This window comes from Mycobacterium ahvazicum (assembly GCF_900176255.2).
Lineage (GTDB): Bacteria > Actinomycetota > Actinomycetes > Mycobacteriales > Mycobacteriaceae > Mycobacterium > Mycobacterium ahvazicum.
Map to the genome: position 1 here is coordinate 71,672 of NZ_FXEG02000002.1, position 13,487 is coordinate 85,158.

A 13,487-nucleotide genomic window follows, 5' to 3' on the forward strand; every position below is an offset into this window, starting at 1 on the left:
CACCCTTGACGAGTAGCCTGATCGCGTGGACTACGCGGCAGCCTTTCTCGACGAAAACCGCTCTTTTTCGGAGCTTTTCCGCGATGTCGACGAATCGCTCCCGGTGCCGACCTGCCCGGAGTGGAGCCTCAAGCAGCTGTTCCGTCACGTCGGCCGCGGCGATCGTTGGGCGGCGCAAATCGTGCGCGACCGACTCGATGAACGGCTCGACGTGCGCAGCGTCGAAGGCGGCAAGCCGCCACCGGATCCCGCCGACGCGATCTCCTGGTTGCACGGTGGAGCCCAACGATTGCTCGACGCCGTTGAACTGTCCGGCGTCCAGACAGCGGTATGGACCTTTCTCGGTGCGCGCCCGGCGAATTGGTGGATCCGACGCCGACTGCACGAGACGTCGGTACATCGCGCCGACGCGGCCATCGCGCTCGGGCGTCAATTCACCCTCGATCCCGCGGTCGCGGCCGACGGGATCACCGAGTTCCTCGAGCGCATCGTCGTCCAGGCCGGAAGCGACGGCGCCCCACTGCCGCTCGAGGACGGCCAGACCCTGCACCTGCACGCGACCGACCCTGGGCTGGGCGAAGCCGGCGAATGGACGATCAGCGTCTCCGACGGTGGCGTCGTCTGGTCACACGAGCACGGCAAGGGCAGTGCGGCGTTGCGCGGCGGTGCCACCGAGCTGTTGTTGGCGATGGCGCGCCGAACTCGGCTCGCCGACACCGGCATCGAGATGTTCGGCGACGACACCGTCTGGCAAACCTGGCTGCAGCGCACGCCTCTTTAGCAACGTCGGGGAAACGACGTGCCGAGAAGTGGTACACGGTAATTTTTAGTCCATGACCACATCGGAGATTGCCACCGTGCTGGCTTGGCACGACGCTCTCGCCAGCGCGGACATCGAGACCTTGGCCGCCCTGTCCAGCGATGACATCGAGCTGGGGGACGCGCACGGAGCAGCGCAGGGCCACGAGGCGCTGCGCACCTGGGCCACGTCCAACCCGGCGACCACCGAACTCGGCGAGATGTACGTGCACGACGGTGTCGTGGTCGCCGAACAAACGGGCGGCGCTCCCGGTGCGCTGGCGTTCCGTGTTGTCCACGACCATGTCACCTCGGTGTTCCGTCATCAGGACTTGGCGTCGGCACTGGCAGCCACCGAACTCACCCGGGACGACCTCGTCACCTAGGACTTAGGAGCCACTACATGCGCGGAATCATCTTGGCCGGCGGTTCGGGCACTCGCCTGCACCCGATCACGATGGGCATCAGCAAGCAGTTACTGCCGGTTTACGACAAACCGATGGTCTACTACCCGTTGTCCACCTTGATGATGGCCGGAATCCGCGACATTTTGGTGATCACCACCCCGCACGACGCGGCCGGCTTTCAGCGGCTGCTGGGCGACGGTTCGCAGTTCGGCATCAACCTCAGCTATGTCAAGCAGGAGAGTCCCGATGGCCTGGCGCAGGCTTTTGTCCTGGGCGACAAGCACATTGGCAATGACTCGGTGGCTTTGGTATTGGGGGACAACATCTTCTACGGCCCGGGACTGGGCACCAGCCTTGATCGTTTCCAATCCATCGACGGTGGAGCTATTTTCGCGTACTGGGTGGCCAACCCGTCGGCATACGGTGTGGTCGAATTCAGCCCCGACGGCCTGGCGTTGTCACTGGAGGAGAAGCCGGCCACGCCGAAGTCGAATTACGCGGTGCCCGGGCTGTACTTCTACGACAACGACGTCATCGAGATCGCCAAGGGTTTGCAGCCGTCGGCACGAGGCGAGTACGAGATCACCGACGTCAACCGGATTTACCTCAACCGCGGCCGGCTCGCGGTCGAGGTGATGGCCCGTGGCACCGCCTGGCTGGACACCGGAACCTTCGACTCGCTGCTCGATGCCAGCGACTTCGTGCGCACCCTGGAACGACGGCAAGGCCTGAAAGTCAGTGTGCCCGAAGAGGTTGGGTGGCGGCGGGGCTGGATCACCGACGACGAGCTGGCCACCCGTGCCCGCACGTTGCTCAAGTCCGGCTATGGCGGCTACCTGCTGGAGATGATGGAACGGGGCTGAGCTCGCCCGGTTTGGCGAGCACGGCGGCGATCGCCGTGGTCAACGGGACCGAGAGCGCGAGCGCGATTCCGCCCACCGCGGAGCGCACGAGTTCGATGGCCACGCTTTCGCTGATCAGCACGTCGCTCAGCGAACGGTTCGCGACGCTGAAGAGCAACAGCAGCGGCAGCGAGCTGCCGGCGTACGCCAGCACCAGGGTGTAGACGGTGCTGGCGATGTGATCGCGCCCCACCCGAATCGCGCTCAAGAAGATCGTCCGCCGCGAGGTGTCACCGCCGACATGAGCGAGCTCGAAGACGGTCGACGCCTGCGTGACCGTCACATCGTTGAGTACACCCAGCGAGCCGATGATGAACCCGGCGAGCAGCAGCCCACTGATCGACACACTGCCCAGATACGCGCTGACCGCCGAGTTCTGTTCATCCGACAATCCGGTCAAATGGGCTAATTCGATTGCCCCCCAAGATAATCCGGCTGCCAATAGCAACGCCGACAAGGTGCCCAGCAGGGCGGCACTGGTGCGCAGGTTGACGCCGTGGGCGAGGTAGATGACTACGTACAGGATCGCCGCCGAGGCCACCAGGGACACCGGAACCGCGGGTGCGCCGTCGCGCAGCGCCGGGAGCAAGAAGACCACCAGCACCAGAAACGCGACCACGATCCCGACCAGCGCCAGCAACCCGCGCCAGCGCGCGACCGCGACGATGACCAACGCGAACGCCAGGGCCAGCCCCACCAGCGACCAGCCGCGCTCGAAGTCGTAGAACGCGTACGTGGTGGCGCCTTGCGGGTCGACCTGCCGCACCACCCGGATGTGGTCGTCGGCTTTGAATTGCGGCTGGCCGGGGCCGGGCGAGAATTCCAACAGGGTTTTCGCGCCGGCATTGGGCCCGGAATCGATTGCGACCAACGTCTCGACGCATCGTCCCGCGCCCGGCGTCCCCGGCTGCGGAGCCGTGGTGAGCACCTGACTGGCCGACGGGCTGCCGCAGTCAGCCAGCCCGCTGGACAGCACGTGCGCGCGCTCGGTGGTCACCGCCCCGCCGGTCGCGCTCTGAAACGGCATCGGGATGGCGACATGCTGGCGGCTCGGCCACAACAACGCCGCACCCGCAATCACGGCGATCCCGATCGCCACCAACAGCCCGACGACGATTTTGGCGGGCAGCGGACCCAGCGGGGACGGTCCTGACGACAGGTTGTGCGAGTGCGAGTGGGTCACCCGCTCCACCGTAGAGGCGGCCTACTGCCGGTAGGCGGTCAGGAAGTTACCCAGCCGCTCGATCGCCGCCGACAGGTCGCGTGCCCACGGCAGGGTCACGATGCGCAGGTGATCCGGGGCCGGCCAGTTGAAGCCGGTGCCCTGACCTACCAGGATCTTCTCCTGCAGCAGCAGGTCCAGCACCAGCTGTTCGTCGTCCTCGATGTCGTAGACCTCGGGGTCAAGCCGCGGAAACGCGTACAGCGCGCCATCCGGCTTCACACAGGACACCCCGGGGATCTGGTTGAGCTTGGTCCACGCGACATCGCGTTGCTCGAGCAGTCGGCCGCCGGGCAGCACCAGGTCGTCGATGCTCTGGTAGCCGCCGAGGGCGACCTGGATCGCATGCTGGGCGGGCACGTTCGGGCACAGCCGCATGTTGGCCAGCAGGCTGATTCCCTCGATGAAGCTGCTGGCGTGATCCTTGGGCCCGGTGATCGCGAGCCAGCCGGCCCGGTACCCGGCCACCCGGTAAGCCTTCGACAGGCCGTTGAAGGTCAGGCACAGCAGGTCCGGCGCCAGCGTGGCCAGGCTGATGTGCTTGGCGTCGCCGTAGAGGATCTTGTCGTAGATCTCGTCGGCCAGCAGCAGCAGTTGGTGCTTACGCGCCAGCGCGACGATCTGGGTGAGGATTTCGCGGCTGTAAACGGCGCCGGTGGGATTGTTCGGGTTGATCACGACCAGCGCCTTGGTGCGCTCGGTGATCTTCGACTCCATGTCGGCGATGTCGGGCTGCCAGCCCTGGGTCTCGTCGCACAGGTAGTGCACCGGCGTGCCCCCGGCCAGCGACGTCGACGCCGTCCACAACGGGTAGTCGGGCGAGGGAATCAGCACCTGATCGCCGTTGTCGAGCAGGGCCTGCAGTGTCATCGTGATCAGCTCGGAGCACCCGTTGCCCAGGAAGACGTCGTCGACGTCGAATCGCGGGAAACCGTCTACCAGCTCGTAGCGGGTGACCACCGCGCGCCGGGCCGGCAGGATGCCCTGCGAATCCGAGTAACCCTGCGCGTAGGGCAGCGCCTGGATCATGTCGCGCATGATCACGTCGGGCGCGTCGAAGCCGAACGGTGCCGGGTTGCCGATGTTGAGCTTGAGGATGCGGTGGCCCTCGGCCTCCAGACGCGCGGCATGCTGGTGCACCGGGCCGCGGATTTCGTACAGAACGTCCTGAAGCTTGGACGACTGCGCGAAGATCCGCTGCCGGTGGTGGCCGGGGCTGTGCACGGGCACCTGGTGAGTGGTCACGTCACCAATGGTGCCATCGGCGTCCACCGATTTTTTCTGATAGAGCCCAATCTGTGATCAGCGCTTCCCCGGGGGGCGGGCCCCGCGTGCGATCCCGAGCCCCTTGACAGGGGCTGCCGGGGGCGCCGCGTCACCGTTGGTGTCCTCGGACGGCTCCGGCTCCGGCTCCGGCTTCGGCTCGGGTTTAGCGTCGGCCTTTTGCTCGGCGGGTGCGGGGGCCTCTGCCTTCGCTTCGGCGGCCGGGGCCGCGGCCTTCTTGGCGCCTGGTCGCTTGGCCCCTGCGGCGATGCCCAGGCCCTTGACGGGCGCGGCCGGCGCCTTAGGCTCTGAGGGCTCTGAGGCCTCAGAGGCCTCGGCCTTTGGTTCGGCGGCCGGCGCGCTCTCCGGCTCGGCTTCGGTCGCCGGGGCCGCAGCGGCCGGGGCGGCTTTCTTGGCACCCGGCTTTCGGGCGCCGGCGGCCATGCCGAGCCCCTTGACGGGTGCGGCCGGTGCCTTGGCCTCGGCGGCGTCGGCCTTTTCCTCGGCCGCGGCTGCCGAGGCGGCCGGGGCGGCTTTCTTCGCGCCCGGCTTTCGGGCGCCGGCAGCCATGCCCAGGCCCTTGGCGGGAGCGGCTTCCGTCTTGGCCTCCGCAGCCGGTTCCTCTGCTGCCGGGGCCGCGGGCTTCTTGGCACCGGGACGCTTGGCACCGCCGGCGATCCCCAGCCCCTTCGCCGGCGCCGCGGCCTTGGCCGGCTGCTCGGGCTCGGCGGCCGCGGGCGCTTGGGCCTCCGCGGGCGCCTCCTTCGCCGGTGCCGTCGCGGCGGGAGCAGCGGCCGTGGGCTCAGCCTTGGCGGCCCGCTTCTCTGCTTCCTTTGCGGCCGTGCCCTTCTCCGGCAGCGTGGCCTTGTCGTACTCGAGGGACCCGAGCAGAATCTGCGCCACGTCGAGCACCTCGACCCCGCTGCGGCCGGCCTCCTCCTGTCGGTCGTTGACACCGTCGGTGACCATCACGCGGCAGAACGGGCAGCCGGTCGCGATCGTCGCGGCGTTGGTGGCCAGCGCTTCGTCGACGCGCTCGTGGTTGATGCGCTTGCCGATGTGCTCTTCCATCCACATGCGCGCACCACCCGCGCCGCAGCAGAAGCTGCGGTCGGAGTTGCGCGGCATCTCGGTGAGATTCGCCCCGGCGAAGCCGATCAGCTCGCGCGGCGCCTCGTACACCTTGTTGTGACGGCCCAGGTAGCACGGGTCGTGATACGTAATGTCTTGCGAGACAGGCGTTACCGGCACCAGCTTCTTGTCGCGCACCAACCGGTTCAGCAGCTGGGTGTGGTGCAGCACGCTGTAGTTGGCGCCCAGCTGGCGGTATTCCCTGCCGATGGTGTTGAAGCAGTGCGGGCAGGTGACGACGATCTTGCGGTCGACGGTCTCCACGCCCTCGAAGACCCCGTCCAGCGTCTCGACGGCTTGGGCGGCCAGCTGCTGGAACAGGAACTCGTTTCCGGACCGGCGCGCGGAGTCACCGTTGCAGGACTCCCCGGTGCCCAGCACCATGAACTTCACCCCGGCGATGGCCAGCAGCTCGGCGACAGCCTTTGTGGTCTTCTTGGCCTTGTCGTCGTAGGCGCCGGCGCAACCCACCCAGAACAGGTACTCGTAGCCGTCGAAGCTCTCGACGTCCTCGCCGTAGACCGGGACGTCGAAGTCGACCTCGTCGATCCAGTTGGTCCGGTCGCCGGCGTTCTGGCCCCACGGGTTGCCCTTGGTCTCCAGGTTCTTGAACAGCACCGACAGCTCGGACGGGAACTCCGACTCCATCATCACCTGGTAGCGGCGCATGTCGATGATGTGATCGACGTGCTCGATGTCCACCGGGCACTGTTCGACGCAGGCGCCACAGGACACGCACGACCACAGCACGTCGGGATCGATCACACCGCCCTGCTCGGCGGTGCCGACCAGCGGGCGCGCCACCTGCTCGGGTCCGTGGCCGGGAACCCGGCCGAAGCCGGACTCCGGAACGTGGTGGCCTTCTTCTTCGACCGTCTCGAGGTCCAGACCTTCCATCGGCTCGGCGGTCTTCTCACCCAGGATGTAGGGCGCCTTGGCCATCCAGTGATCGCGCAGATCCATGATGACGAGCTTGGGCGACAACGGCTTTCCGGTATTCCAGGCCGGGCACTGCGACTGGCAGCGCCCACACTCGGTACAGGTGGCGAAGTCGAGGTTCGCCTTCCAGGTGAAGTCCTCGATCTTGCCGCGACCGAAAACGTCGTCCTCGCCCGGATCTTCGAAGTTGATCGGCTTGCCGCCGGATTCCATCGGCAGCAGCGGACCGAGGCCGTCGGGCAGGCGTTTGAAGGTGACGTTGATCGGGGCCAGGAAGATGTGCAGATGCTTGGAGTGCAGCACGATGATCAAGAAGAACAGCGCCACGGCGATGTGAGTCAGCAGCGCGAAGGTCTCGATCCATTCGTTCGCGGTCACGCCCAGTGGTTGCATGAGCGCACCCATGGCGTGGGAGAAGAACGCACCCCGACCGTAGGGGAAGTTGCCGGTGACGACAGAGGCGCCGCGGAAGATCGCGAAGCTGATGATGACCAGTGAGATCATGAACAGAATCAGCCAGGCGCCACCGGTGTGGGAGCCGTAGAAACGCGATGAACGGCCGTGTTCCTTTGGCTCACTTCGCAATCTGATGATCGCGAAAGTGATGATGCCGGCCAGCACGGCGAGCGCGATGAAGTCCTGCAAGAAACCCAGTGCATCCCAGCGGCCGACGATCGGGATGTGGAAGTTGGGTTGGAACAGCGTGCCGTACGCCTCGATGTACACCGTGATGAGGATGAAGAAGCCCCACATGGTGAAGAAGTGCGCAAGGCCGGGGATCGACCACTTCAGCAGCTTGCGCTGACCGAACACCTCGGCGATCTGCGTCCAGATGCGGGTGCCGACGTTGTCGGTGCGACCGCTCACCGGCTGCCCGGACATGATCAGTCGATACAGCCACCAGACGCGTTTGAGTGCGAACAACGCCACGACCGCGGTCAGGCCCAGCCCCAACACCAATCTGATGATCGTCTGCGTGGTCACCGAAGGTCTCTCCCCATTGCATCGTCGCTCAACGAAAATTCGTTCGATCTTTGCTAGCTCATAGTGACATCTGGGCTGCTACCGACGCGAGAAAGGTTGCCCTAACTGCGACTCCCGAAAGCCTTTGACCTGCGGCTTAGCCTTCCGGGGTGAGCATGGCACGTAACATAGACAACATCTCCGAGCGTGAGCCGGCGCCCAGCCGACGGCGAATACGGGCCACGTGATGCTCGACGGTCTTCGCCGAAATGAAGAGTTGGGCGCCGATGTCGCGGTATGGCATGCCCAGCAAGAGGAGTTCGGCGACTTCGCGTTCGCGCTGTGACAGCGGTGATCCCGAGGTGGGCTGATGGGAGGGCGACGAAGCCGCGCCGTCCGGCTCGTCGCCGGTCAACCCGGTGGGCAGGCCGCCCGGGTCCGCGCCCAACTTGAGATCTCGGGCCAGCTGCAGCATCGCGCCGGACACCCTGCCGTCGGGTGTTTGCAGCGCGGCCTGCCCGGCCAGCCGAGTCGCGTCGGACGTCAGCCCGACATGCGCCAGCGCCCGCGCGGACGCGGTGACTTCGTCGGCGTCGACCTGGTTGGCCAGGACCCGTAACCAGGTGCGGCCGGAATTCGACAGGGCCTGCGCCAGGGTGCTGGATCCGGCCGACGCTCCTAGGGCTTGCCCATGCGGGGCGACCAAATCGGGTGCGTTGGCCAGGATTCCCGCGTGCACGCCGGCCCAGTGCAGTGGGATTGACCACAAGATCGGGTTGCCCAGCGACTCCAGCAGGGTAAACGCCTGTTCCAGGGCGTGGCGTAGCTGATCGACCTGGCGTATCCGGGCAGCGCCCACCCACAACTCGCCCAACGGCAGCAGCGCGAACAGGTCGATGGAGTACTCGGACAGCACCTCCATGCCTGCGTACCAATGCTTTTGAAGTGCACCGGTGTCACCGCTGCGACGCGCGATCGCCGTCTGCAGGGCCGCTGCCCACAATGCGTCGCGCCGGTGTAAGCCGGTCGAACCGACCGCCGTGACGTCCGCACTGGCCGACGGCAGCTGCCCGTCCTGCATCTTGATCCAGCCGGACAGCAAGGTGTGCCGAGGCGCGAAGAGTGCGTCGCCGTCGGTGCGCACGGCGCGGCCGATCACGCTGCGGGCACGGACCGGATCGCCGCCGTGGATCGCGGCCAGGGTTAGCAGTGCCGCCGGACTGTCCGGAATCACTTCGCTCGCAGTCTGTTCGGCCGCGATCGCCTGGCCCAGTTTCGCGATCGCGGCCGGATACGGGTGGTCCATCGTCAGCAGTAGTCCCTCGGCCAGGCTGCGCGCCGTGCGGGCGGCGATCGTCGGTGGGCCGGCGTCCTTGAGGCGCAACGCGGCACGCGCCGTCACCAGATCACCGGTCGAGGCGAGCGTAATCGCGGCCGCCGCGGCAACCACCGCGTCCGGGTGCGGGCCCAGCCAGCTGAACAATTCCGCTGCCTGATTCGCGTTGCCCTCGTGGGCTGCAATGCTGGCCGAAATCCGAACCGCTGCAGCGCGTTCGGCTGAATCAGGTGAGCTCAGCAGCGCGTCGGCCAGTGCTGCCGCGGCGGCGCAGTCTCCGTTGAGGGCCAGCGCGTCGGCGACCCGAGATGTCAGCCCTGCGGCTCCGGCTGCAACGGCTGCCTGGTAAAGCCTTGCGGCCCTGGCGGATACGCCGCGCGATGCCGCGGCGTGCTCTGCGAGGATGGCCGCCAGCCGGTCGTCTTTGAGCCCGTGCTCGGCGAGCCGCAACGCGAACGGCAGCGAAACCGTCGACATGTCCAGTTGTGAACGCAGCAGCGCGGTTTCGACCTCGCGGTGGTGGGCATTGCCGACGATCTGGGTGATCGCGGCGTGGACCAGCTGGAGGAATTCGGGGGAGTGTGAGGGCTCAATCAGCCCGCTGGCGCGGGCCCGATCGACCGTCCGACGTGCATCTGCCGCTGAAATACCCAGTGCCGCAGCCACATCGGCTGGCCCTAGCTCTTGGGTCAGCGACATGATGAGAAGCGTGTCCAGGTCCGGTTCGTCGAGCCGACGCAATCGCGCGATCAGCGCGAAGGTCGCTGCCTGGGCCGGTGTGTCGGTGCCCTGGGACGTCGCGTGCACCAGAAACGGGAGTCCCGCAGTACACCCCAGCAGGCCTTCGTCGACGGGAAGGGGGCCCAGCGATATCGGCGGTCGATCCCGTTCCATCGCCACGGTCAGTTCCCGCAGGCGCTCCTGCGGCTCGGCGGCCACCACCACGGTGGCCCGCGGGTCGGCGACGCAGTCGGTGAGGCTGAGCAGTTCGGGCTCGGTCAGCAGGTGAGCGTCGTCGATCACCAGCGCGGCGTCGGGCGAATCGCCGGCCTGGGGTGGCCGGGTGAGCACGGTCAGTCCGGCACCCCGCAGCGCGTCGCGGGCGGCGGCCAGGGCGGTCGTCTTGCCGGCCCCGATGCCGCCACGGATCATGAGCTTCACCGGCTTTGTCGACGCGTCGGCCACGGCCCGGACGACCTGTTCGAGCATCGGGGAGTCGCTCATGTCGCGTCCCCCTAATCGGTGCTGCACTGGTGGTCAGGAGCAGTTTTTCCACCATAGCCCCACGAACCCCCGTATCCGGGGAGTCATCCCCGTAGCCACGCGATTCCCCTACAGTGCCACCCCCTAATGCTCTCGGGCGCCTGGTGGGTTGTGCACCGATCACAGCACTGGGTCGGACGGATAGCATCGTGGTAATTGACTGGGCGGTCCCTGTAAATGCCGCCGGCAAGGGCAACGAACGGCGAGGAGGTGTGCCCGATGGCAAACTCGTTGCTCGACTTCGTGATCTCGCTGGTCCGCGACCCTGATGCTGCGGCGCGTTACGCGGCCAATCCCGCGCAGTCCATCGCGGAGGCCCACCTTACCGATGTGACCAGCGCCGATGTGAATAATTTGATTCCGATGGTGACGGATTCGCTGTCGATGGGCACTCCCGCCGGTCCCGCCTCGGGCGTGCCCGCCCCCGATCACGGGAATGTCTGGGCAAGCGGTGCGGCCGCGGCCGCCCTGGATGCTTTCACGCCGCACACCCCCACTGGGATGGTCGATTCGCATGGCCCGGCGAGCAGCGTGATCCATCCGCCGTCGATTCCCGCACCCGTCGAGGCGCCGGTCGATCCGCGGCCCTTCGGCATTGAGTCTCCTGGGGCATCGGTGCAGCTCGCAGGCTCTGAAACACCGGATAACCCGGTCGATCACGGGGCATTCCCGGCGCACGACCTGAGCCTGTGGGATCACCAGGTCACCCACCCGCACCCCGGCGAGCCGGAGCACCACGACTTTGGCCTGCACGGCTGATCCTTCGCCGCCGCGGTCGCATCCTTGCCGTTCTGAGCTGCGCTAACGCTGTCCGATAGGGGCCTCTTGGGTGCTGCGTCGGGGTTGTGGCGCACATCCCCTAATCCCCTAACGCTCCGCCCCCACGGATCCCGGTGAGGCACCGATCGCCTGGGGGATCCGTCCCCGATTCCGAGGAGGGGCGGAATCCATAGCGTGTATTGCAGAACGCCGGTCGATCCGGCGCAGGGGATGTGAAGGGGAATCAATCATGGACCGGCTGATCCAATACATCATGGGTTTGTTTGGCAACCCGGACGCCGCCCGCGCTTTCGTTGCGGGCCCCGGGCAGGCCATGACCGACGCAGGCCTGGTCAACGTGGCTCCGGAGGAGTTCTCCTCCGCGGTGGCCAGCGCTCTTCCTGGTGTGCCCCTTGGCGCGGGCGACCCGATCGGTGGGTTGCAGCAAGTGCTGACCGACCAGTACGGCTTTGCCCCGGGTTATGACGGCTACGGCTACGACCAAGGCTACGGCGGCTACGACCCGGGCTACGGGTACGGTCCCGTCGGCCTTGTCGGCGAGGTTGCCCAGGGCGCGGGCGCGCTGGTGGGTGACGCAATTGCCCCTGTGGTCGACGGCGCCGACGCCGCTCTCGGTCTGGGAAGCGCGATCGTCGGCAATGTGGGTGGCGGACTGCTCGGCGCTGTCGACGCCGGACTCTACGGCGCCAGCTACGGCGGGTTCGGCCTGCAACCTGGCTGGGGCTTTGGTCCCGGCACCGGCGGGTTCGGTCCCGGTTTCGGACCTGGCTGGGGCGGCTTCGGTCCGGGCTGGGGCGAGCCGGGTTGGGGACATGGCTGGGGTGACGGGCGGCCTGGTTGGGGACACACGGTTGGGGTGACGGGCGGCCTGGTTGGGGTCATGGTTGGGGTGACGGGCGGCCTGGCTGGGGACACGGTTGGGGTGACGGGCGACCCGGCTGGGGACATGGCTGGGGTGACGGGCGGCCTGGTTGGGGACATGGCTGGGGTGACCGGCCTGGCTGGGGACATGGCTGGGGTGACCGGCCTGGCTTCGGTGAATTCGGCCATGGCACCGGGTTCGGTACCGGCTTAGGGGGCGAGTTCGGTCTGGGTGGTGGGATCAATGCCGGCCTGGGTCTTGGTGGTGGCTTTGGCGGACACACGGGCTTCGGTCTTGGCGGCGGCGGCCTGACGGGCATCGGGTTGGGTGCGCAGACCGGATTCGGCGGCCGTGCGGGACTTGGTTTCGGCGGCGAGAACGGCCTTGGCCTCGGTGGTGGCTTCGGCGGACACACCGGCTTCGATTTGGCCAGTGAGGTCGGCCTGGGCGGTCGCACCGGTATCGGCGTCGGTGGTGAGGGCGGCTTTGGTGGTCACGCCGGCTTCGGTGAGGGTGTCGGCCTGCGGGCCGGTGGTGGAGTTGACGGTGGCGCTGGGTTTGGTGGTGGCGCGGGTCTTGCTGGTGAGGGCGGTCTTGGTGGTCACGCCGGCTTCGGTGAGGGTGTCGGCCTGCGGGCCGGTGGTGGAGTTGACGGTGGCGCTGGGTTTGGTGGTGGCGCGGGTCTTGCTGGTGAGGGCGGCTTTGGTGGCCGCACCGCCGTCGGTGCTGGTGCTGGATTCAACGGCAGTAGCGGATTTGGTGGCGACGCCGCCGGCCACGCCGGTGTCGGTCTGCGGGGTGAAGCCGGTGGTGGTTTCGGCGCGGGCGGTCAGATTGGCGGTGGCTTTGGCGCCGGTAGTCAGATCGGTGCCGGCCTCGGTGCGAGCGGACAGGCTGGGGGCGGCTTTGGTGCTGGGGCTGGTAGCCAGGTCGGTGGCGGCTTGGGCGCTGGCGGTCAGGCTGGTCTGGGCGGTCAGGCCGCTCTGGCGAGCCAGGCGGGATTCGGTGCCGGTGGTCAGGCTGGTGGTGGCTTTGGCGCCGGTAGTCAGATCGGTGCCGGCCTCGGTGCGAGCGGACAGGCTGGGGGCGGCTTCGGTGCTGGCGCCGGCAGTCAGATCGGTGCTGGCCTCGGCGCTGGCGGTCAGGCTGGGGGCGGCTTTGGTGCTGGGGCTGGTAGCCAGATCGGTGGCGGCTTGGGCGCAGGCGGTCAGGCTGGTCTGGGCGGCGCGTTCGGTGCCGGCGGTGGACTGTCCGGCGGCAGCAACCTGGGCGGTCAAGCTGGTTTCGGCGGCCAGGCTGCTCTCGCGAGCCAGGCGAGTTTCGGTGCTGGCAGCCAGCTGGCGGGTGCCGGCAATGCGGGTGCACTCGCCGGTGCAGGCGGTAATGCAGCCCTCGGGGTAGGCGGCAACGCGGCCCTCGGCGCGAGCGGTCAGGCGGGGTTGATCGCTAGCGAGGGGGCCGCGCTCAACGGCGCCGCCACTCCCCACGTCGCCGGCCCGCTTGGGGGTGTCGGTGTCGGCGGTCAGGGGGGTGCCGCCGCGGCCGGCGGCGCTGGACTTGGTATCGGCGGCGCTCGCAGCACCGGCTCGTTGAGCGGTGAGGGCGGGTTGGGAGGCCACGC

The 13,487-nt window shown here is 67.7% G+C and carries 10 protein-coding genes; 5 read left to right on the forward strand and 5 right to left on the reverse strand.

What is annotated here, in order from left to right:
* Window positions 1-25: 25 nt before the first annotated feature.
* Genes MAAFP003_RS02480 through rfbA form a run of 3 tightly spaced genes read left to right on the forward strand, consistent with a single transcriptional unit; the run spans window position 26 to window position 2,068 of the window.
* Window positions 26-781 carry a maleylpyruvate isomerase family mycothiol-dependent enzyme gene (locus tag MAAFP003_RS02480; protein WP_096284139.1) on the forward strand — a complete coding sequence of 252 codons (756 nt, stop codon included), beginning with the start codon at window positions 26-28 and terminating at the stop codon, window positions 779-781.
* 52 nt (window positions 782-833) lie between these two features.
* Window positions 834-1,184, forward strand: a complete 351-nt coding sequence (locus tag MAAFP003_RS02485; RefSeq protein ID WP_096284141.1) for a nuclear transport factor 2 family protein — start codon at window positions 834-836, stop codon at window positions 1,182-1,184.
* 17 nt (window positions 1,185-1,201) lie between these two features.
* Window positions 1,202-2,068, forward strand: coding sequence for a glucose-1-phosphate thymidylyltransferase RfbA (gene rfbA, locus MAAFP003_RS02490; protein WP_096284142.1), 867 nt, complete (start codon window positions 1,202-1,204; stop codon window positions 2,066-2,068).
* Here the strand turns inward: rfbA and MAAFP003_RS02495 are convergent.
* From MAAFP003_RS02495 to iniR, 4 genes are all read right to left on the reverse strand, one after another.
* The gene (locus tag MAAFP003_RS02495) at window positions 2,019-3,290 is read right to left on the reverse strand and encodes a YibE/F family protein (RefSeq protein WP_096290828.1); all 1,272 of its coding nucleotides are present in this window, start codon (window positions 3,288-3,290) and stop codon (window positions 2,019-2,021) included. The two genes, rfbA and MAAFP003_RS02495, sit on opposite strands and share 50 nt — an antisense overlap.
* A 21-nt stretch (window positions 3,291-3,311) precedes the next feature.
* Complete coding sequence (locus MAAFP003_RS02500; RefSeq protein ID WP_096284144.1) at window positions 3,312-4,601, reverse strand: pyridoxal phosphate-dependent aminotransferase; 1,290 nt, start codon at window positions 4,599-4,601, stop codon at window positions 3,312-3,314.
* Window positions 4,602-4,631: 30 nt separating this feature from the next.
* Window positions 4,632-7,646, reverse strand: a complete 3,015-nt coding sequence (locus tag MAAFP003_RS02505; protein WP_096284146.1) for a (Fe-S)-binding protein — start codon at window positions 7,644-7,646, stop codon at window positions 4,632-4,634.
* A 136-nt stretch (window positions 7,647-7,782) separates the two neighbouring features.
* Window positions 7,783-10,185 (reverse strand): isoniazid response ATPase/transcriptional regulator IniR, encoded by a 2,403-nt coding sequence (iniR, locus tag MAAFP003_RS02510; protein WP_096284148.1) that lies wholly within the window; start codon window positions 10,183-10,185, stop codon window positions 7,783-7,785.
* Window positions 10,186-10,443: 258 nt separating this feature from the next.
* Between iniR and MAAFP003_RS02515 the strand changes: the two genes are divergently transcribed.
* A complete protein-coding gene (locus tag MAAFP003_RS02515; RefSeq protein WP_096290829.1) occupies window positions 10,444-10,983 on the forward strand; it encodes an Rv0340 family IniB-related protein in 540 nt (179 codons plus the stop codon).
* Window positions 10,984-11,233: 250 nt separating this feature from the next.
* Window positions 11,234-12,079: an IniB N-terminal domain-containing protein gene (locus tag MAAFP003_RS02520; protein WP_096284150.1), complete on the forward strand. Its 846-nt coding sequence runs from the start codon at window positions 11,234-11,236 to the stop codon at window positions 12,077-12,079.
* Here the strand turns inward: MAAFP003_RS02520 and MAAFP003_RS29860 are convergent.
* Entirely contained in the window at window positions 12,076-13,485 is a 1,410-nt protein-coding gene (locus MAAFP003_RS29860; protein WP_096284152.1) for a hypothetical protein, read from the reverse strand. The genes MAAFP003_RS02520 and MAAFP003_RS29860 overlap by 4 nt on opposite strands.
* Window positions 13,486-13,487 lie beyond the last annotated feature (2 nt).